The 20,372-nt window shown below is 75.1% G+C and carries 18 protein-coding genes; 4 read left to right on the top strand and 14 right to left on the bottom strand.

Annotation, left to right across the window (positions count from 1 at the left end; translation table 11 throughout):
• Positions 1 to 24: 24 nt before the first annotated feature.
• The 7 genes from ABT238_RS05725 to ABT238_RS05695 form a co-directional block, all read right to left on the bottom strand.
• The gene (locus ABT238_RS05725) at positions 25 to 876 is read right to left on the bottom strand and encodes an inositol monophosphatase family protein (protein ID WP_350570890.1); all 852 of its coding nucleotides are present in this window, start codon (positions 874 to 876) and stop codon (positions 25 to 27) included.
• On the bottom strand, positions 848 to 1,522 hold the full coding sequence (locus ABT238_RS05720; protein WP_350570892.1) for a hypothetical protein: 675 nt from the start codon (positions 1,520 to 1,522) through the stop codon (positions 848 to 850). Before ABT238_RS05720 ends, ABT238_RS05725 begins: the two co-directional genes overlap by 29 nt.
• 216 nt (positions 1,523 to 1,738) lie before the next feature.
• On the bottom strand, positions 1,739 to 4,321 hold the full coding sequence (locus tag ABT238_RS05715) for a ricin-type beta-trefoil lectin domain protein (protein WP_350755638.1): 2,583 nt from the start codon (positions 4,319 to 4,321) through the stop codon (positions 1,739 to 1,741).
• A 403-nt stretch (positions 4,322 to 4,724) separates the two neighbouring features.
• Entirely contained in the window at positions 4,725 to 5,738 is a 1,014-nt protein-coding gene (gene adhP, locus ABT238_RS05710; protein ID WP_350755636.1) for an alcohol dehydrogenase AdhP, read from the bottom strand.
• A 170-nt stretch (positions 5,739 to 5,908) separates the two neighbouring features.
• Positions 5,909 to 6,292 carry a VOC family protein gene (locus ABT238_RS05705; protein WP_350571358.1) on the bottom strand — a complete coding sequence of 128 codons (384 nt, stop codon included), beginning with the start codon at positions 6,290 to 6,292 and terminating at the stop codon, positions 5,909 to 5,911.
• Positions 6,293 to 6,462: 170 nt separating this feature from the next.
• Entirely contained in the window at positions 6,463 to 7,401 is a 939-nt protein-coding gene (locus ABT238_RS05700; RefSeq protein ID WP_350571357.1) for a helix-turn-helix transcriptional regulator, read from the bottom strand.
• Between the two features lie 68 nt (positions 7,402 to 7,469).
• Positions 7,470 to 8,321 (bottom strand): SDR family NAD(P)-dependent oxidoreductase, encoded by an 852-nt coding sequence (locus ABT238_RS05695; protein ID WP_350755634.1) that lies wholly within the window; start codon positions 8,319 to 8,321, stop codon positions 7,470 to 7,472.
• 149 nt (positions 8,322 to 8,470) lie between these two features.
• On the opposite strand from ABT238_RS05695, the gene ABT238_RS05690 reads away from it, so the two are divergent.
• Both ABT238_RS05690 and ABT238_RS05685 read left to right on the top strand, forming a co-directional pair.
• Positions 8,471 to 9,904, top strand: coding sequence for an MFS transporter (locus ABT238_RS05690; RefSeq protein WP_350755632.1), 1,434 nt, complete (start codon positions 8,471 to 8,473; stop codon positions 9,902 to 9,904).
• Between the two features lie 202 nt (positions 9,905 to 10,106).
• A complete protein-coding gene (locus tag ABT238_RS05685) occupies positions 10,107 to 11,258 on the top strand; it encodes a serine hydrolase domain-containing protein (protein ID WP_350755630.1) in 1,152 nt (383 codons plus the stop codon).
• 36 nt (positions 11,259 to 11,294) lie between these two features.
• Here the strand turns inward: ABT238_RS05685 and ABT238_RS05680 are convergent, their stop codons facing one another.
• The 7 genes from ABT238_RS05680 to paaK form a co-directional block, all read right to left on the bottom strand.
• Entirely contained in the window at positions 11,295 to 11,633 is a 339-nt protein-coding gene (locus tag ABT238_RS05680; RefSeq protein WP_350571353.1) for a sulfurtransferase TusA family protein, read from the bottom strand.
• Positions 11,634 to 11,858: 225 nt separating this feature from the next.
• Positions 11,859 to 12,494, bottom strand: a complete 636-nt coding sequence (locus tag ABT238_RS05675) for a LysE family translocator (protein WP_350571352.1) — start codon at positions 12,492 to 12,494, stop codon at positions 11,859 to 11,861.
• A gap of 153 nt (positions 12,495 to 12,647) precedes the next feature.
• Positions 12,648 to 13,961, bottom strand: coding sequence for an MFS transporter (locus ABT238_RS05670; protein WP_350755628.1), 1,314 nt, complete (start codon positions 13,959 to 13,961; stop codon positions 12,648 to 12,650).
• A 163-nt stretch (positions 13,962 to 14,124) separates the two neighbouring features.
• Positions 14,125 to 14,481 (bottom strand): ArsR/SmtB family transcription factor, encoded by a 357-nt coding sequence (locus ABT238_RS05665; protein ID WP_350571350.1) that lies wholly within the window; start codon positions 14,479 to 14,481, stop codon positions 14,125 to 14,127.
• Between the two features lie 116 nt (positions 14,482 to 14,597).
• Positions 14,598 to 15,584: a tyrosinase family protein gene (locus tag ABT238_RS05660; protein ID WP_350571348.1), complete on the bottom strand. Its 987-nt coding sequence runs from the start codon at positions 15,582 to 15,584 to the stop codon at positions 14,598 to 14,600.
• 1 nt (position 15,585) lies between these two features.
• On the bottom strand, positions 15,586 to 15,999 hold the full coding sequence (locus tag ABT238_RS05655) for a hypothetical protein (protein ID WP_350755626.1): 414 nt from the start codon (positions 15,997 to 15,999) through the stop codon (positions 15,586 to 15,588).
• A gap of 113 nt (positions 16,000 to 16,112) precedes the next feature.
• The gene (gene paaK / locus ABT238_RS05650) at positions 16,113 to 17,486 is read right to left on the bottom strand and encodes a phenylacetate--CoA ligase PaaK (RefSeq protein WP_502891400.1); all 1,374 of its coding nucleotides are present in this window, start codon (positions 17,484 to 17,486) and stop codon (positions 16,113 to 16,115) included.
• A 241-nt stretch (positions 17,487 to 17,727) separates the two neighbouring features.
• On the opposite strand from paaK, the gene ABT238_RS05645 reads away from it, so the two are divergent.
• Together ABT238_RS05645 and ABT238_RS05640 are read left to right on the top strand one after the other, a co-directional pair.
• On the top strand, positions 17,728 to 18,699 hold the full coding sequence (locus tag ABT238_RS05645; RefSeq protein WP_350755624.1) for an ATP-binding cassette domain-containing protein: 972 nt from the start codon (positions 17,728 to 17,730) through the stop codon (positions 18,697 to 18,699).
• Positions 18,696 to 20,342 carry an ABC transporter permease gene (locus tag ABT238_RS05640; protein WP_350755623.1) on the top strand — a complete coding sequence of 549 codons (1,647 nt, stop codon included), beginning with the start codon at positions 18,696 to 18,698 and terminating at the stop codon, positions 20,340 to 20,342. The genes ABT238_RS05645 and ABT238_RS05640 overlap by 4 nt, the downstream gene beginning before the upstream one ends.
• Positions 20,343 to 20,372 lie beyond the last annotated feature (30 nt).

The raw sequence follows: 20,372 nt of genomic DNA, 5'->3' as shown, positions 1-20,372 counted from the left end.
GGTCCCGGCGTCCGACGGCACCCCTCAGCCCGTGGCTCCCGCCACCAGGTCCAGCAGGGACGGCAGCAGCTCGGGGCGGCCCGCGACATAGCTGCGGGCGGTGTCCGGCCGGCCGATCCGGGCGCTGAAGGGGCCGCCGTCCAGCGCGCGGACGTCCAGGCCCGCCTCGGTGGCGAGCAGGCCCCCGGCCGGCAGGTCGATCTCCTCCGCCCGGTAGCCGACGAAGCCGTCGATCAGCCCGCAGGCCAGCAGCGACCAGGTGAGCAGCGGTGCCCACAGCTGGAGCACCCGGCGCGCCCCGCTCTCCAGACCGTCCTTGAGGGCCCGCGCCACCGGGTCGCCGGCGGGCACGGCGTGGCCCTGGGTCCAGCCGAGCACCGGCCGGCCGGCGCCGGGCGGGCGCGGGGCCACCCGCAGCCGCCCGCCCGGGCCGTACGCGCCGGACCCGCGCACCGCGCGCCAGGTGCGGCCCGCCACCGGGTCGTGCACCACGCCGAGCACCGGTTCGTCGTCCACGCACAGCGCGATGCCGACCACGTAGGCGGGCAGGCCGATCACCACGTTGTTGCTGCCGTCCAGCGGGTCGACCAGCCAGGTGCGGCGGGCACCGGGCGCGCCGGCGCGGTCTCCGCCCTCCTCGGCGCGGATCCGGTCGGCGGGGAACCGCTCGGCCAGCCGCCGGGTGACCAGGTCCTCGGCGAGCAGGTCGAGTTCGGTGACCACGTCGCCGTCCGGGCCCTTGGCGTCCACCCGGAAGGCGCCGAGGAAGCGCGAGCGCAGCAGGGCGCCCGCGTCCTCGGCGGCGCGCACCGCGACCCGGCACTCCTCCGCGTAGCCGCCGGCCTCCTCAGCCGGATCCGCCGTCGTACCGTCCACCGATCCTCCTGGCTGCCTCGTCGGCGATCCGGGCCGTCCGGTCCGCGTCGCAGAGCCGCCGCACCACGCGGCGGGCGCCGCCGTCCACCGGCCCCAGCACCACGTCCACCGGTCCCGGCACGGTGCGGCCGAGCACCACGGTGGCGGTGGGCGCGCCGTCCGGCAGCACCGTGGCGTGGAACTCCCCCGCCCGCAGGGTGTACGTCTCGCCGCGCCCGCTGGTCTGCTCCTCCAGCGGCTCCCAGCGCACCAGCCGCGCGGTGGGCCGGACCTCGTCCACCCCGGCGGCGGCGTCGCTGCGCACCTCGTAGGCCCGGTGGGTCGGCCGGGAAGGCTCGTCGTACACCCCGATCCGCAGGTTGCCGATCCGCCCGTAGAGCACACTGCTCTTCAGCTCCCAGCTGTGGCAGTGGATCTCGCGCTGCCCGGCGGCGACCACCGGGTCGAAGACGTGCACGCAGACGCCGAGCGCGCCGTCGCGCAGCACCGGCAGGCAGTAGAACCCGAGCGGGTGGGCCACCGCCCGCAGCACCCGGGTGCCGCGCGCCACCTGGGTCAGCAGGCCCCCCACCAGCGTGTCCAGCCCGGGTCCGGCGGCCGTGCGGCCGGCGGCCCGGTCGAGCGTCGTGAACAGGTCGTTGCTCATCGCTCCCCCTCTGCGGGCGCCCCCTCGCGGCTACCGGCCGTGCGGGCCGCACGCCGTGCCGCCGTCCCCCGTCGCCCCCGCACCATGCTAGAACCGGCCCGAACCCGCCGACCAGGCTGCCGACACCGCGCCCCGCCGTTTCCCGTCGCCGCAACGGCCGCGGGCCCGCGACGCGTGGTGCGTCGCGGGCCCGCGGTGCGGTGCGGTGGGAGCCGGTCAGGCCGCGCTGGGCAGGAGCATCCAGCGCTGGTTGGCGTTGCCGTTGCAGCCCCAGATGCCCAGGGAGGTGCCGTTGGCGTCGTTCCAGCCGGGCAGCTCCAGGCAGGCGTTGGCGGCGGGGTTGTGGAGCGTACCGTCGGCGCGGTACGTCCAGATCTGGCCGGTGCCGGCCCGGCAGTCCGTGAGGACCGCCGGCTCGCCCCAGTGGGTCACGTCGTTCTGGACGGTCACGCAGCGCCCGCCGGTGCGCAGGGTGCCGTCGGAGCCGAAGGCGAACTGCTGGTTGGCGCCGTTCCAGCAGTCGTAGAGGCGCAGGGAGCCGCCGGCGGGCGCGCCGTAGTTGTCGAGGCAGCGGGCCGCGTTGTACGCGGAGGCGATGCCGTAGTCGACGGACCGGTCCCGCGGGATGACCTGCGGCGCGGTGAAGCGGGGCTGGGTGCCCTCCGGGGCGGTGCCCGGGAAGCGGACCAGCCGGCCGTCGTAGACGTCGGCGACCAGGTCGGGGTAGCCGTCGCCGTTCATGTCACCGGGCGAGTCCACGGTGGGGAAGACGTCCGCGGCGAGCCCGATCGGGAGCACGGCCCGGGCGGCGGGCGCCGACCACTCCGCGCCGGCCGCGCCCTTGGAGCAGTCGTTGATCACCAGGCGGCTGCCCGGCCCGGCGCCGGTGCCGGGCACGTCGAGGCACCTGCCCGAGTTCGGGTTCTGCAGCGTGCGCGGGTAGGGGCCGGAGACCCACTTCTGGGCCGGGCTGCCGTTGCAGTCCCACAGGTTGACGGGCGAGCCGCTCGCGGTCGCGCCGCCGGTGACGTCCAGGCACTTGCCGAGGACGTGCAGCGAGCCGTCGGTGCCGAGGGTGAACTGCTGGTTGGGAGCGGCGCTCTGGCCGGCGCAGGTCCACAGCAGGGCGGCGGTGCCGTTGCCCGTCCAGCCGTGGTCGATGTCGGCGCAGACGCTCGTGCCGTCGGCGGGCTTGAGGCCCCACTCCAGGGGCTTGTGGGCGGGCGGCGTCAGGGGCGCGAAGCCGCTGACGGGCTGGCCGGCGGCGTCCAGCGGCAGCGGCAGGCCGGTGACGGCCCCGGTCACGGTGTCCCGCACCCAGAGCGTCGCCGCGCCGTTGACCTCACCGGGGTGCATCAGGGTGAAGCCGCTCCAGTCGCCGCCGGCCGCGCCGAGCTCGACGCCCGTGCCCAGCTGGCAGATGTTGCTGGAGGGGTAGTAGCGCAGGTGGCCCTGCTCGACCGTGACGAGACCGGTGCCCCCGGTGCTCCGCCGGACGGCCGTCAGCTGGGTGACGTGGTTCCAGGTGCGGTCGATGCCCAGCTCGCACATGCTGTTGCTGCGCAGTTCGGTGGACGAGCGGGTGAAGTGGCCCTCGACGCCGCCCGGGAGCTCGTTGGCGTCGTTGGTGTAGACGAAGAGCTGCTTGGTGACCTTGTTGTAGGCGAACAGCGAGTCGCCGCTCCCCCTGACGGCGCCGCGGTGGGCCAGCAGGTAGTTGTTCCAGTCGTCCCCGCGCGGGCTGCGGTCCGCCGTGGAGGCCGTCTCGGGGCGCACGAGCGTGGATCCGCTGCCGCCCGGGAACAGGGTCAGCGAGCCGTCGGCGGCCGGGGCCAGGTAGTCCGGGACGCCGTCGAAGGTGGCGTCGCCCGGCACCGCCGCGCCCGGCCTGGAGGGAGCGAAGAAGCTGTAGGTGGCCGCCTGGGGATCGGTGTTGCCGGCCCCGTCGACGGCGCGGACGTACAGCGTGTGCGAGCCCGGGTCGGCGGCGCTGACGCTGATCGGCACATCGGCGTACGCGGTGCCGTCGGGCGCGATGCCGGCCGGAACGGTCGCGGTGCCGGTGGGCGAGCTGGTGTCGTCGAGCGAGTACTGGAACCCGCGGACGCCGCTGGCGAGGCAGCCGCCGCCGGTGCAGCCGGCCGGGAGCGGGTCCTTGCTGGTGACGCGGACGGTGACGCCGCGGTCGCCGGCGTAGCCGGTGGGCCTGGCGCCGCTGCCCAGCGGCGGGAACACCGGGGAGGGCGCGATCGCCGCGAGCGTCGGCGCGGTGAGGTCGACGTTGAAGGCGCAGTTCGCCGACACGGGGCTCTTCGCGGTCCCGTCGGTGGTCCAGGCGTTCCAGCCGTACTGGTGGCCGTCCTGCAGCGCGCGGCCGACGTAGGCCTCGCCCCAGCCGCCGGTGGGCGGCAGGCTCTGGCTGGTCGGCCAGGATCCGCCGGACTCGCCGCTCTCCCCCGCGGTCGTGTCCCACACGTGGAACCCGATCACGACGTTGCCGGCGGGGACGCCGCCGACCCAGGCGGACATCCGGACGTCGGAGGTTCCGTTGCCCAGGGGCACCGTCCGGCCGATCCACCCGGGCGTGCCGCCGCCGCAGGCGTCGCCGTCGGGGTTGGAGGGCTTGGGCCGGAGGTTCATCCCGGTGGGGGTGCTCGACCCGAGGTCGTTCGCGGCCTGGGCGTACCCGGCCGCGTCCGCCGCCGACGGGGCGTCCGCGAAGGCGGCGCCGGGGGCGGCCAGCACGAGACCGACCGCGCACAGGGGCGCCAGGCGTCTCGCCAGCGGTCCCCGCAGCATCCTGAGGGGACGGGATTCTCGCATGATTGTCAGTTCGCCTTCGCAGCAGCGCCCGCCCGTGCACGACCGACCGCCGCACGTCTGACCGGCGGCCGGAGGAATTGGAGGGGTCTTTGTCCGATGTAGTGCGCATTCCGACCCTCTGTCAGGTGACAGCACATCATCCGGCCGTCGGCGCGCGGTCGAACGCTAGTGCTTCCGGCCTCGGGCTGGCAATCAGGTTTCGTCCGATCGCCGGCGGCCTGGGCGCGGCGATCGGCGCAGGTCACGGGCGGTGCGCCGGACGGCGAAGCGCTCGGCCCCGGCCGGAGGGTTCCGGTCGGGGCCGAGCGCCGTGGTGATGCCGTGTCGTGGCGGTGCGCTGTGGTGCCGCGTCGTGGCTCTGCGTCGTGGTGCCGCGGGGTCAGCGGAGGTCGAAGACCAGGCGGGCCGAGACCTTGCCGTTCAGGACCTCGTCGAAGCAGGTGTTGACGTCCTCCAGCCGGCGGGTCTCGCGGACGACGCGGGTGCGGCCGAGGGCGTGCAGCCGGAAGACCTCGGCGAGGTCCTCGCGGGTGCCGACGATGGAGCCGATGACCTTGGTGCCGTTGAGCACGGTGTCGAAGACGGGCAGTTCGAGCCTGCCCTCGGCGGGGAGGGCGACCAGCACGAGGCTGCCGCCGCGGCGCAGGGCCGCGTAGGCCGCCTGGAAGGAGGCGTTGCTGACCGCGAGGGCGATCGCGGCGTGGGCCCCGCCGAGCTTCTGGACCTCGGCGGCGACGTCGTGCACGCGGGCGTCGAGGACGTGGTCGGCGCCCAGCTCGCGGGCCAGGGCGAGCTTGTCGTCGGTGACGTCGACCGCGATGGTCTCGGCGCCGGCGATCCGGGCGTACTGCAGGGCCAGGTGGCCGAGGCCGCCGATGCCGGAGATCAGGACCCGGGTGCCGGGGCCGGCGCCGGAGACCTTGAGGGCCTTGTAGGTGGTGACACCGGCGCAGGAGAGCGGGGCGGCGTCCAGCGGGTCGATGCCGTCGGGCACGGGGACGACGTAGTCGCCGTGGGCCAGCGCGTGCTCGGCGTAGGCGCCGTCGACGGAGTAGCCGCTGTTGTGCTGCCGGGTGCAGAGGGTCTCCCAGCCGGAGACGCAGTGGTCGCAGCGCCCGCAGGCGTCGGCGAGCCAGGGGATGGCCACCCGCTCGCCGACCCGGACGTGCCGGACCTCGGAGCCGGCCGCCTCGACGATGCCGACGCCCTCGTGGCCGGGCACGAACGGCGGGTTCGGCTTGACCGGCCAGTCACCGTGCGCGGCGTGGATGTCCGTGTGGCAGAGGCCGGAGGCCTCGACCCGCACCCGCACCTGGTGCGGGCCGGGCTCGGGCACCGGGCGCTCCTCGATCACGAGCGGCTGGGTGAAGTCGTGGACGACGGCGGCCTTCATGGTTCCTGCTCCTGCCCTTCGTGCCGACGGGGCCTTTCCCGTGCTCGCGGGACCCCGCTTCCCTTCCATCCCACGCCACGGCCGGGCGGGCCGCCAGGGCCGGACGGGTGAACCGGGCGGGACCATGGTCCCGGCTCCCGCTCCGGCTTCGGCACCGGCACCGGCCGGGGTCAGGGCGCGCGGTGCACGATGCGGCGGACCAGCTCGGGGACCCACTCGACGTACTCGACCTCCGCGCCGTCGGCGTGGCGGGCGTACAGGAAGCGGCCGGTCGGGGAGGCGGTCTCGGGGGTGGTGACGACGGCGCCCGCGGCCTCCAGGGCCTCGGTCAGCTCGTCGAGGTCGGAGACCACGACGGTCGCCGAGGCGTGCGCGTACTTGGCGCGCTCGGAGGGCGGGCCGGCGATCACCAGGAAGTCGCCGATGGCGGCGAGTTCGATCTCGTGGAAGCGGAACAGCAGGTCCGGCTCGGCCCCGGTGAGGGTGCGCAGCAGCGGGAGCGCGTGGTCCAGGCCGTCGGCCCAGAGCCGGGCATAGGTCTTGAGGATGGCCATAGGTGCTCCGAGGCGTTCGGTGTCGTCCAGTGGTCGTCCGGAGCCCTGATGCATCATGAGGCATCGTGAGGCGCCGGCCGGTGTCAATCCGCCGGACGCCGGGTCCCGGCGGGTACCGGATCACCGTAAGCGGGTGAACTCCCGTGCAGAAGACCGTACTTTGCGGTGCGTCAGTGCCTGTCGGTAACCGACCCGCCACCTCGGGCGGAGCGGGCGCCCGGGCCGGACCGGTCGGCGTCCCAGGCGATCAGCATGCGCAGGGCGTCCTCGGACGGGCTGCCGGGGTCGGGGGCGTAGGTCACCAGGGCCTGGTCCGGGTCGTCGGCGGAGCGCAGCGTCTCGTAGACCAGTTCCATCCGGCCGACCAGCGGGTGGTGGAACACCTTGCGCCCGGAGGTCTTGTCGCGCACCGGGTGCTCCGCCCACCACTGGCGGAACTCCGGGCTGCGCACCGAGAGTTCGCCGATCAGCTCGGCGAGCCGGGGGTCGTCGGGGCGGCGTCCCGCCTCCAGCCGGAGGAAGGCGGCGTTCTCGCGCGCGCAGCCGACCCAGTCGTCGTAGAGGGTGCGCGAGGCCGGGTCGAGGTAGGTGATCCGGGCGATGTTGCGCTCGGCCGGGTCGAGCGCGCCGTAGTCGCCGAGCAGGGAGACGGCGGCGCGGTTCCAGGCGAGGACGTCCATCCGCCGGCCCATCACCACGGCGGGTACGTCGGGCATCGCCTCCAGCAGCCGGGCCAGCGTCGGGCGGACCTTCTGCGGGCCCGAGGAGCGGCCGCCGGCGCCACGGCCGGCGCGGGTGCGGTCCGGGCGGATGCGGGCGAGGCGGTGCAGGTGGCCGACCTCCTCGGGGTCGAGGCGCAGCGCGCGGGCGACCGCGTCGAGCACGGCGTCCGACGGGTTGCCGACCCGGCCCTGTTCGAGCCGGGTGTAGTAGTCGACGCTGACGCCGGCGAGCTGAGCGAGTTCCTCTCGGCGCAGGCCGGAGACGCGCCGGCGGCCGCCGAGGTCCGGCAGGCCGACGTCCTCGGGGTGGAGGCGGGAGCGCCGGGTCCGGAGGAACTCGGCGAGGCCGGCGGCGGCGCCGGCCGCGTGGGCGGGGCTCGTGCTCATACGGCCATTGTGGGCGATCGGCGCCGCCGCAGCCTGGCCCTGCCAGGACCAGGCTGCGGCGGGGGCGGTCACCAGCCGTTGGCGACGGCCACCACGCCGCCGTCCACCACGAGGTCCTGGCCGGTGATGTAGGAGGCGCGCGGGGAGAGCAGGAAGGCCACCGTCTCGGCGACGTCCGCCGCCTCGCCCAGCCGCCCGAGCGGCACCCCGGCGCGCACGGCGTCCTGCTGGGCCGGTTCGGTGATCACCTCGTGGAACATCTCGGTGACGATGTAGCCGGGGCTGACCGAGTTGATCCGGATGCCGCGCCCGGCGAGTCCGCTGCCGAGGGTGCGGGCGAGGTTGTGCACGGCCGCCTTGGTCGCCGCGTACACGGGGGCGTTGGGCAGGCCGCGGTGCAGCGTCCAGGAGGCGTTGAGGACGATCGACGCCCCTGTGGCCGACTTCTCCAGCAGCGGCAGAGCGTGCTGGACGGTGAAGAAGACGCCCTTGAAGTTGACGTCCACGGTGCGGTCGAAGCTCTCCTCGGTCACCTCGTCCGGGGTCTCGAAGACGCCGACGCCGGCATTGGCGAACACGCCGTCGAGGCGACCGTGGCGCTCCCCCACCCGTTCGGCCAGCCGGGCGAGATCGGCGGGGCGGGCGGAGTCGGCGCGGACGGCGAACAGCCGCTCGCCGCCGTCGAGTTCGGCCTCGGCGCGGCGCATTCGGGCGTCGTCGCGGCCGGTGATCACGACGCTCGCGCCGCGCTCCAGCAGCAGCCGCGCGGTGGCGAGGCCCATGCCGCTGGTCCCGCCGGTGATCAGCACCGTCCGGCCGTCGAAGTCCCGGTCGGCGTTCTCGGCGCCCCCGGTGCTCTCGGGGTTCTCGGGGCTCTGGGGGTTCTGGGGGTTCTGGGGGTTCTCGTTCGCAGAAGCCATGTCCCCACCCTCGCCTCCGCCCGGAAGGCCGCACCAGGCCCGCTCCGACCCCGGGTCCACTAGGACCACCCTTGCGGGTTCATACCCCCTGGGGGTATGTTTCCTGGCGTCTCGAAGGATACCCCCACCCGGTATTGGAGAACGCTGCCGTGTCCGACCTCACCGCCGCCTCCGCGGCACCCGCCGCGCCGCCCGAGGCGCCTTCGCCCCGCCGCTGGACGGCGCTCGGGCTCATCGCCCTCGCCCAGTTCATGGTGATCATGGACACCTCGATCATCGGGGTCGCCTTGCCGGAGATGCAGTCCGTGCTCGGTTTCTCCCAGGAAGGCCTGTCCTGGGTCTTCAACGCCTACGTCGTCGCCTTCGGCGGCCTCCTGCTGCTCGGCGGCCGGCTCTCCGACCTGTTCGGCGCCAAGCGCCTGTTCGCCACCGGCTGGGCCGTCCTCGCCGCCGGCTCGCTGCTCGCCGGCCTGGCCGGGAACCCCGGCCTGGAACTCACCGGCCGCGCCGTCCAGGGCGCCGGCTCCGCGCTGATCGCCCCCGCCGCGCTCACCCTCCTCATCAGCCTGTTCGGCGCCCGCCCCCAGGAGCTCGGCAAGGCGCTCGCCCTCTACGGCGCGGCGGCCCCGGCCGGCGGCACCGCCGGCGTCTTCCTCGGCGGCGTGATCACCCAGTACCTCAGCTGGGAGTGGGTCTTCTACGTCAACATCCCCGTCGCCCTGGGCGTCCTGCTCGCCACGCCCGGCGTGATGCCCACCGCCCCCGCCCGCCGCGGCTCGGTGGACTGGCTCGGCGCGCTCACCGTCACCGCCGGCCTCGCCGTCTCCGTCTACGCCGTCGTCCGCGCCCCGGAGACCGGTTGGGGCTCGGCGAGCACCTGGCTGGTGCTGGCCGGCGGCGTGCTGCTGATCCTCGCCTTCGTCGCGCTCCAGGCCAGGCGGCGCGAGCCGCTGATGCGCCTCGGCATCTGGCGCAGCCCCAACCTGGCCGGCGCCAACCTCGCCCAGCTGCTGATGGCCGCCGCCTGGATCCCGATGTGGTTCTTCCTGAACCTCTACCTCCAGCAGGTGCTCGGCCTGAAGGCCTTCGCCTCCGGCGCCGCGCTGCTGCCGATGACCGCCGCCATCATGCTGATGATGATCGTGCTGGCGCCCCGGCTGATCGCCCGCTTCGGCCCCAAGCCGCTCATCGTCACCGGTCTGCTGGCGCTCGCCGGCGGCATGGTCTGGCTCTCCTTCGCCCGCCCCGACGGCAGCTTCGCCGTCGACGTACTGCCCGCCTCGCTGCTCGCCGCCGTCGGCATGTCGCTCGCCTTCATCCCCTCGCTCGGCACCGCGCTCGCCGTGCCCGACCCGGCCGAGGGCGGTCTGGCCTCCGGCATCGTCAACACCAGCTACCAGATCGGCTCCGCGCTCGGCCTCGCCGCGATGACCGCCCTGGCCGCCGCCAACGGCTCGCGCGCACTCGGCGACCCGGTCGCGCTGACCGACGGCTTCTCCGCCGCCTTCCTGGGCGCCGCCGCGCTCGCCGTGCTCGGCGCGCTCGCCTCGGCGCTCACCACCCGTACCGCGCAAAGTCGTTGAGCCGCCGGCCCGGACCCTGCCGATCCCCCGGCCGCTCCCCCGACCGCGCCGCCGCCCCCGCCGGCCCGGCGGGGGCGGCGGCCTGTCCGGGAACCGCTCCGGGAGATCTCCGGGCACGATCGCTCCGCAGGAGGATCCGGACCGCGCCCGCCTCGGCGGAGGCTGGGGCCGGGGGGCGAGCCTCGTCGACTCGGAGGAACGCATGAAGCACAGCAGCAGGACGGTCCGGCACGCGGTGGGGGCGGCCGCGGTGGCCGGCGCCCTGACGGCGGTGGCGGCGGCGCCGGCGGCCGCCGCGCCCGGCGGACCCGCGCACACGGCGACCCGGACCGCGATGGAACAGGCCGTCCAGGCCTCGGGGTTGCCGGGGATGGTCGCCACCGCCGTGGACGGGAAAGGGCGTTGGTCGACGGCCGTCGGAGTGGCGGACACCACGACCGGTCAGCCCCGGTCGGCCCGGGAGCGGTTCCGGATCGGCAGCGTGACGAAGCCCTTCGTCGCGACCGTGCTGCTCCAGCTCCAGGCCGAGGGGCGGCTCGGCCTCGACGACACGGTGGAGCGGTGGCTGCCCGGCCTGGTGAGCGGGAACGGGAACGACGGCTCGGCCATCACCCTGCGCCAACTGCTCAACCACACCAGCGGCGTGTTCGACTACGGCGACGACCCCGGGATGGGCGCCTCGCTGTTCACTCCGGCCTTCCTGACGCTTCGTTACGACACCTACAGTCTCGAACAGTTGGTGCGGATTGCGGTCGCCCACCCCCCGGTCTTCGCGCCCGGGACCTCGCACCGGTACTCCAACACCAACTACCTGCTGGCCGGCCTGGTCATCGAGCGGGTGACCGGCCGCCCGTGGGGCGAGGAGGTGGAACGGCGGATCGTCCGGCCGCTGGGGCTCACCGGGACGAGCGCGCCCGGCACCGCGACCGGCCTGCCCCGGCCCCACGCGCGCGGCTACTCGACCCTGTTCGGCGGCTCGGCGACGCCGCTGGACGTCACCGAACTCAACCCCTCGATGGCCGGATCGGCGGGCGCGATCGTCTCCACCACCGCCGACCTGACCCGGTTCCTCTCCGCCCTGATGCGCGGACGGCTGCTCCCGCAGGCCGAGTTGGACGAGATGACCACCCCCGGACCGCACGGCAGCGGCGGGCTCGGCCTGGGCGCCGGAACCCTGTCCTGCGGCGTCACCGTCTGGGGGCACGACGGCGGAATCCACGGCTCGTCGACGCTGGCGCTGACCACCCGGGACGGGCGGCACACCCTGGCGCTCAACACCAACGCCGACTGGTTCCGCGACAAACTCCCGCTGGCCGAGGCCGAGTTCTGCGGCCGACCGGGCCGGGCGGGGTAGCGTCCGGAGCCGGCGTTCGACGGTCGGCGGTCGGCGTCAGCCGGAGACCGGGTGCCAGGGGGCGTCGGGCCGGGTCGGCGTCGGGTCCGCCGCGAGCCGCAGCGCGTAGACGTCACGTCCCTCGGGGTCGGGCACGGGGCCGAGGTAGTGGTGGCCGGTGAGGTGGCACCAGGCGGGCAGGTCGAGCGGCGCCGCGGGGTCGGTGCTGACGATGTGCACCGTCGTCCCGGCGGGGTGGCCCGCGATGCGCTTGCGCAGGTGCAGCAGCAGGGTGACGCAGAGCATGCCGCTGCCGTCCACGACGACCGTGCCGTCACCGCCGCCGGCGGCGGCCGTCGCGCCGAGCGGCGCGGCCTCGTGGGCGGGATCTCCCAAAACGTCCTCCAGATGTCCAGGGAGCAGTGTAGAGGCAGGGGTGGGCCCGCCCCTCGGCCGGGGACCACCGGATCGGCCGGCAGCACCAGGCGCCCGGTCCCGGCCGGGCCGCCCGCCGGAACGCGGCGGAGGTGCCGCCCGGTGATCCGGGCGGCACCTCCGTTCGCCCACCACCGCTACGGCCGCTCGCCCGAGGGCCGTCGTCGGCGTTCCGCGACCTCCGCCTCACCGTTCCACGGCAAGCCGCACCCCCAGGCCGATGAAGATCCCGCCGGTCGCGGCGTCCACCCGGCGGCGGGCCGAACGGCGGCGGCGCAGCCAGTTCCCGATCCGCCCGGCGAGCACGCCCACGGTGCCGTCCACCAGGAACTCCAGCACGATCAGCGCCACCCCGAGCACCGCGAACTGCAGCCCCACCCGGCCCAGTTCGGGCCGGACGAACTGCGGCAGGAAGGCGATGGTGAAGGTCACCATCTTGGGGTTGAGCAGGTTCGTCAGCAGTCCGCGCAGGTACGCGCGGCGGCCCGAGAGCCCGCCCTCCCCCGGCTTGGGCAGCTCGCTCGCGACGCCCTCGCGGTGGCGGATCATCCGCACGCCCAGGTGCACCAGGTAGACGCCGCCGGCGATGCGCAGGGCCGTGAACGCGACCGGTACGGCGGTGAAGAAGGCCGCGAGCCCGGCCGCCGCCACCGCGACGTGCACCGCCTCGCTGGTGGCGACACCGGCGGTGGCCAGCAGTCCGACGCGCGGGCCGCCGCGCATCCCGCAGCCGAGCACGAACAGCATGTCCGGGCCGGGGCTGATCATCGCGACCGTCGTGGTCAACAGGAAGGCGAGGAAAAGGTGTTGATCGATCGGCATCCTTTCAGCCTCACACGCGTCGACGCCCGTCGGCGAACGAATTCCCGGCACCTGGCCGCCCGGGAATCGGCTCGGCGGTCCTTCCACCGGATGGATCACGACACGCCCCGCTCCCCCTCCCCCCGATCCGGATCGGGGGGAGGGTCCGCGCGGTCAGCGCAGGGCCGACCGGCGACCGGGCAGCAGGCGGGCGGAGGACGGGGCCGCGGACCGGCGGGGTGCCGGGGCCGGGACGGGCCGCCAGGCGCGGGTGGCGAGGGCGGCCGCGGCCAGGGCGAGGGCGCCGAGGGCGAGGGTGGCGGCGGGCAGGCCGGCGGTGGCGCCGAGCAGTCCGGCCAGGGGGTAGGCGAGCAGCCAGCAGCCGTGCGAGAGCGAGAACTGGGCCGCGAACGCGGCGGGCAGGTCCGCCGGCGGCACGGCGGACCGCAGCAGCCGGCCGCCCGGGGTGAGGATCAGCGAGCCGGCCGCGCCGAGCCCGGCCCACAGGGCGAGCAGCGCGGGCCAGCGCCACCCCCCGCCGTCCGCCGCCCGCCCCGCCGTGGTGACCACCGCCAGGGCGGCGAGCAGCCCGGCGACGGCGAAGGCGGCCGGCAGCATCACCGCCCGGTCGGCGACCCGGTCGAGCACCCGGGGCAGCAGCAGCGCGACCGCCATCGATCCGCCGCCGTACGCGCCGAGCGCCAGCGGGACGTCGCCCGCGGAGCGGCCCAGCTGGTCGCGGACGTAGACGACGGTGTTGACGATCACCATCGCCCCGCCGGCGGCGACGGCGAGGTCCAGGGCGAGCAGCGCCCGCAGCCGCGGCACCGAGAGGAAGAGCCGGATCCCCGCCAGCGACCGCGCGGCGAGGGGCCGCGCGGCCCGCGGTCCGGCCGCCCCTGCCGCCGCCACGGCCGCGCGGACCGGAAGGGCGACCGACACGACCAGGGCCGCTGAGGCGAGGAAGCCGGTCACCGTCCCCCAGAACAGCCACCGGTAGCCGACCAGCACCAGCAGCCCGGCGGCCAGCACCGGGCTGACCAGGCTCTCGGTGTCGTAGGCGAGGCGGGAGAGGGACAGCGCCCGGGTGTAGTCGCGCTCCGCGGGCAGGACCTCGGGGATCACCGACTGGAACGCCGGGGTGAAGGTCGCCGAGGCCGCCTGGAGGACGAGGATCAGCAGATAGACCTGCCAGACCGAGCCGACGAACGGCAGTCCGAGCGCGACCCCGGCCCGTGCCAGATCGGCGGCGACCAGCAGCCGGCGGCGCGGGATCCGGTGCGCGAGCGCGGCGACGACCGGGGCGATGCCCACGTAGGCGACCATCTTGATCGCCAGCGCGGTGCCGAGCACCGATCCGGCGTCGGACCCGGCGAGGTCGTAGGCGAGCAGGCCCAGCGCCACGGTGGCCAGGCCGGTACCGGCGAGGGCGACCACCTGGGCGGTGAACAGGTGCCGGTAGGTGCGGTTGCGGAGGACGGAGAGCATCGGGGCTCCGTTCGGACTCGGCGCGGGCCGGTGCGCCCGGTTCGGGGCGCCACTCCTCCAGAATAGGCCAACATGTGCATACGTGTGCACATGTTGGTGAGAAAGGCGGCCGCCCTTCCCGCACCGAACCGGGTGGGGCGGCCGCTCGCCGCGCTCCGGGCGCTCAGTCGTGCGGGGGCAGCCCGCTGATCTGGTGGTCGGCCACGTTCAGCGCCTCGTGGACCAGGCGCCGCAGGTGCCCGTGCCGCAGTGCGTACACCACCCGCCGGCCGTCCTTGCGGGTCGACACCAGGCCGGCCAGCCGCAGCTTGCCGAGGTGCTGGCTGACCGACGGGCGCGCCGCGCCGGCGGCCTCGGTCAGCGTGGTCACGTCCGCCTCCCCCTCGCTCAGCCGCTGGAGCAGCGCGAGCCGGGTGCGGTCGGCGAGCAGGGCGAGGATGCCGGCGGCCACGTCCAGCCGTTCGTCCGCGCCGGGCTGTTGCGACACATGTGCACCTGACACCTGGAGGCTCCCGCTCATGGCCTCATCGTAGAGGGCGCGCGACCACCCTTCACCCGCCCCGACCGGCGCGGTTCACGCCCGCCCGCCCACGGGCAGGAGGGCCGGTGGGCAGGAGGACTGGCGGACTGCCGGGCTCAGGGCAGTACGTCGTAGGTGAAGAGGGCCGTCGAGTCGAGCACGGACTCGGGCGTGGCGGAGGAGCCGAGCGGGGAGACGATCGGGTCCTTGAGCCGGTGGCCCAGCAGCACGGCCGGGGCGGACTGGTCGGGCAGGTAGTGCCGCCCGTTGCGGCGCATCCACCCCTCCCAGATCCGGTCGACGTTGCAGTGGTGCAGGTAGAAGGCCGGCTCGTTGGGCGAGGAGGCCAGGCCCATGTCCCGGCCGATGTAGACGTGCACCAGGTTGTGCAGGCCGAAGGGGTTGAACCCCTCCAGGCGGTTGCGGAACCCCTCGGAGTCGACGTCCCACGGCGCGAAGTCGTAGACGGCGAGGTTGGGGTTGCCGGTCAGCGGGTCGCTGTCGTACGCGGCCGTGACGTCCTCGGCGCTCGGCAGGTTGGACGCGTCCCTGCCCAGGGCCCGGCGCAGGCCGCGCGGCGGGCGGTTGATCAGCGCCAGCGAGGAGTTGACGTCGATCCGGACGCGGAACGCGTTCGGATCCTGCGGGTTGGCCGGGTCGACGCCGAACGGGCCGTCGGAGACCGGGCTTCCGCTGCCGCCCATGCAGGTCGGCTGCCAGAAGTCGCTGTCCGAGGGGAGGTCGAGCGCCGAGTCCACCGTCCAGTCCCAGTAGGGCAGCCCGAAGGACGGGTCGCCCAGCACCCGCTGGAGGTTGGCCTCCATCAGGTCGAGCATGACCCGGTGCCAGGGCAGGAAGATCGGGCCGCGGTGGGCGGCGTTGCGGATGTTGGAGTCGCCGCCGGGCGGGACGGCGGTGCGCATCGCCATCACGTGCCAGATCACGAACAGGTCGTAGGTGCGGACGGGTTCGGCCGGGCCGGCGATGCCGAAGTCGGCGGTGGTGAAGCTGCTGTGCTCGCGTTTGAGCAGGTTGACGCCGGAGGTGTAGGCGTCGCGGACGGCGGTGTCGGTGAGGATGTTCCTCCGGATGACGGCGGCCATCTCAGCCACCTCCGTGCTCGTGGCCGTGGTCGCCGTGGTCGCCGTGACCACCGTGGTCGCCATGGCCGCCGTGCCCGCCCGCGTCCGGGCCGGGGCCTGCCGGATCGGTGAACTCGTCGGGGTAGTTGTCGATCAGCGCCTTCACCGCGTCCAGCGCCGACAGGAACTGGTAGGCGGGCAGCGCGTGGCAGTGCACGTTGCCGTTCGGGTCCACGCCGAGGTGCGCGCCGATCGGCCGGCCGTCCACGGTGATCTCGTAGGTGGTGGTGACGACGACCCGGTGACCGTCGTACAGCGTCGTGCGGACCGTCCTCGCGGGCCCCGTGTGATGGTGGGCGGGCGGGCGCGGCAGGCTGCTGAGGTACCCGCCGAGCTTCGCCGGGGTGGCGGCAGCGGCCAGGCCTTCTGGGTCCATGGCTATCTCCCGGGTTACGGGCGGCCCCGGGCGGGCCCCGGGGCGCGGACCTCCCGCCTCCCACCGTCCCGCAGAACCGCCCGGTGCGCGCGGCGAGCCGGTTGCCCGGCCGCTCAGCCCTCCCGGAGGTCCGCGATCCGGCGGATCTTGCCGACCGAGCGCTCCAGGCTGTACGGGTCCACCACCTCGACGTCCACGCTCACGCCGACCCCGTCCTTGACGCCGCGCGCGATCGCCGCGGCGGCCGCGTCCCGCTGCTCGGGGGCGGCGTCCGGGCGCGCCTCGACCCGCACCGTCATGCGGTCCAGCCGGCCGCGGCGGGTCAGCCGGAGCTGGAAGTGCGGCGCGACGGCGGGCACCCGCAGCAGGACCTCCTCGATCTGGGTCGGGAAGACGTTGACCCCGCGCAGGATGATCATGTCGTCGCTGCGCCCCGTCACCCTGGCCATCCGGCGGAAGGCGGGGCGGGCGGTGCCCGGCAGCAGGCGGGTGAGATCGCGGGTGCGGTAGCGGACCACCGGCAGCGCCTCCTTGGTGAGCGAGGTGAAGACGAGTTCGCCGCTCTCGCCGTCCGGCAGCACCTCGTCGGTGAGCGGGTCGACGACCTCGGGGTAGAAGTGGTCCTCCCAGATGTGCAGGCCGTCCTTGGTCTCCACGCACTCCTGGGCGACGCCGGGGCCCATCACCTCGGAGAGGCCGTAGATGTCGACGGCGTGCAGGTCCATCCGCCGCTCGATCTCGGCGCGCATCTCCTCCGTCCACGGCTCGGCGCCGAATATGCCGATCCGCAGCGAGGTCGTGCGCGGATCGACGCCCTGCCGGTCGAACTCGTCGAGCAGGGTGAGCAGGTAGGACGGGGTCACCATGATGATCTCGGGGCGGAGGTCCTGGATCAGCTGGACCTGGCGGGCCGTCATGCCGCCGGACGCCGGGACGACCGTGCAGCCGGCCCGCTCGGCGCCCGCGTGCGCGCCCAGTCCGCCGGTGAACAGGCCGTAGCCGTAGGCGATGTGCACCGTGTGGCCGGGTCGCCCGCCGGCCGCCCGGATCGAGCGGGCCACCACGCCGGCCCACACGTCGAGGTCGTGCTCGGTGTAGCCGACCACGGTGGGGCGGCCGGTGGTGCCGCTGGAGGCGTGGATCCGGCGGACCTCCTCCTTCGGGACGGCGAACATGCCGAAGGGGTAGGTTTCGCGCAGGTCCGCCTTGGTGGTGAAGGGGAAGCGGGCGAGGTCGGCCAGGGTGCGGCAGTCCTCGGGGGCGACACCGGCCGCGTCGAACTTGCGGCGGTACAGCTCGACGTTGTCGTAGGCGTGGCGCAGCGTGGCCCGCAGGTGGGCGAGCTGGTGCGCGCGCAGGTCCTCGCGGGTCATCCGCTCGCCGTCGTCGAGGAGGTCCTCCGGCGGCGGGGCGCCGAGCCGCGTCGGGGCCGGGGTCGCCTCCGGGGCCGCCGCCGCTCCGCCCGGGTCCGCCGTTGCGCCGCTCATCGGGCCTCCCTCCACCGCTACCGACCGATCATTCGGTCGGAGTTCGACAGGGCCCAAGTAATCCAGTGCGCGAACCACCTGTCAAGGCTCGACGCGCGCCAACCCCTGTCCTTCGTCAGGGCCGCTCCCCGTCGAAGGACCAGGGCCGATCTCTGCCGAACGGCAGATGGCAGCGGCCCGCCGATCGGGGAGGCTCATCGGCGTCACGCACCTCCACGCACCGGCCGGAAGAGCAACGCCCATGAGCAGCCACGACGTCCTCCCCCGGGTCCGGCCCGGGGTCCGACCCGAGGTCCACCGCACCGATCACCCTCCCCTTCTCGAACTGACCGACGTCAGCAAGGTCTACCGGGGCGGCAAGCGTGCCGTCGACGGTCTCTCGCTGAGGCTCGGCCCCGGGCTGCTCGGCCTGCTCGGGCCGAACGGCGCGGGCAAGTCCTCGCTGATGCGCATCGTCGCCACCGTCACCCGGCCCACCGCCGGCCGACTCACCTACCGGGGTGCCGACGTGCTCGCCCGGCCCGAGCCGCTACGCCGCGAACTCGGCTTCCTCCCACAGGACTTCGGGGTCCATCCGCAGCTCACCGCGCGCGAGTTCCTCGGCTACCTGGCCGCCGCCAAGGGGCTCTCCGCCCGCTCGGCGCGGGCCAGGATCGACGAGTTGCTCGCCCTGGTGAACCTGACCGAGGCGGTGCGCCGGCCGCTCGGCGCGTACTCCGGCGGCATGCTGCGCCGGGTCGGGATCGCCCAGGCGCTGCTCGGCGATCCGCGCGTCATCGTGGTCGACGAACCCACCGCCGGGCTCGACCCGGAGGAGCGGGTGCGCTTCCGCAACCTGCTGAGCGCGCTCGCCGAGGAGCGGGTGGTGCTGCTGTCCACCCACATCGTCTCGGACATCGAGTCGGTGGCCGGGGACATCGCGGTCGTCGCCGGCGGGCGGCTGCTGCGCCGGGGCAGCCCGGAGGAGCTGCTGAACGGCCAGGCCGGCCGGGTCTGGGAGGTCCTGGTCGACACCTCGGCGGTGGCCGCCGTGCAGGCCCGGTACACGGTGAGCCGGATGGTGCGCACCGGGGACGGCCGGGTGCGGCTGCGGCTGCTCGCGGACGCTTCGCCCTTCGCCGAGGCGGTGCCGGTCGCACCGGACCTGGAGGACGCCTACCTGGGTCTGGTCCGGCCCGTCCCCGCCCACGACCGTCCGGAGGTGCGGCGATGACCGCGAACATCCTCACCGCGGGGCGCCCGCCGGGCCTCGCGCCCGCCCGCGCCGCCGTGCCCGGACGCCTCTGGCAGCTGGCCCTCGGCGACTTCCGGGACCGGGTCCGCCGCCCCGCCTACGCGGTGACGCTGCTGGCCGCCGTCGGGCTCGGGCTGCTCGCCGTGCCGCCCGCCGACGGGCACTGGGCGATCCTCGCGCTGGGCCGCTACCGGGGCGAGTACACCAGCGCGTACGTCGGCACCGCGACCGCCCTGGCCGGCGCGCTCTGGCTCACCCTCGGCGGGTTCTACGTGGTCCGCAAGGGGCTCGGGCGCGACGAGGAGACCGGCGTCGGCCTGCTCCTCGCCGCGACGCCGCTGCGCACCGTCGAGCTGCTGCTCGCGAAGTTCCTCGGCAACCTGCTGGTCCTCGCGTCGATGCTCGGTGTGCTGGCGCTCACCGCGCCCGCCCTGCAGCTGGTCCGGGGCGAGGACCGCTCACTCGACCCGGTCGCCCTGCTGACGCCCTTCCTCGTCCTGACGCTGCCGCTGCTCGCGGCGACGGCCGCCCTGGCCCTGCTGTTCGAGACGGTGCCGCTGCTGCGCGGCGGGCTGGGCAACGTCGTCTGGTTCGCCTGCGCCCCGCTCGTCCTGATCGCCGGTGAACGGCCCGGCGCCCCGCTCGGCGGGCTCGGCCTCGGCCCGGTGGCCGACTCGCTGCGCGACGGGTTGGCCGCGCGCGGGATCGACCTCGGCGGCGACGAGTTCAGCCTGGGCCTGACCGAGGTCGACACCCCGCTGGAGTCGTTCCGGTGGGACGGCGCGGGGCTGGACGGCGGCTTCCTCGCCCAGCGGCTGCTGCTGGTGCTGCTCGCGGTGGCGCTCGCCGCGCTGCCCGCGCTCTGGTTCGCCCGCTTCGATCCGGCGCGTGCCACCCCGGCCGAGCGGCGGCCGGCGGCGGGCCCCGGCGAGGCGGCGCCGACGGTGCCGGCCACTCCCCCGGCGCTCCCGCCCGCCCTGCCCGCCACCGCGCCGGCCGGGCCCGGCCCTGGGCTCGCCTTCGGCCGCCTGCTGCTCGGGGAGGCGCGGATCCTGTTCGCCGACGCCTCGCGCTGGTGGTGGCTCGCCGCCGCGGGTCTGGCCGCGGCCGGTCTCGCCGTGCCGCCGGACACCGGCACGGCGGCGGTGCTGCCCGCCGCCTGGATCTGGCCGGTCCTGCTCTGGTCCCGCCTCGGCAGCCGCTCGGCCGAGTACGGCCTGGAGGCCCTGCTCGGCGCCTACCCCGCCGCCCGCACCAGGCTGCTCGCCGAATGGGCCGCCGGGTTCCTGCTCACCGCCCTGATCGGTGCGGGCGTCCTGGTCCGGCTGGTGGCGGCCGGTGACACGGCCGGCCTGGCCGCCTGGTCGGCCGGCGCCCTGTTCATCCCCTCCCTGGCCCTCGCCCTCGGCAGCCTCTCCCGCACCCACCGCCTCTTCCAGGCCCTCTACCTCCCGCTCTGGTACCTGGCGGTGAACCAGGTCGCGGCCCTGGACTTCATGGGTGCCGTCCGCCGCTCCGGCCACCCCGCCGGCCCCTCCCCCGTCCTGGTCACCGCCCTGACCGTGGCGCTGCTCGCCACCGCCCTGCTCATCACCAGCGCCCGCCGGAGCCTTCGTGACTGATCACCCGAACGCGGCGGCGACAGCCGCCCG

Source organism: Kitasatospora sp. NPDC001527 (assembly GCF_040298605.1).
Classification (GTDB): domain Bacteria; phylum Actinomycetota; class Actinomycetes; order Streptomycetales; family Streptomycetaceae; genus Kitasatospora.
Note: the sequence above shows the minus strand (reverse complement) of the source record. Positions and strands in the feature narration are given on the sequence as shown.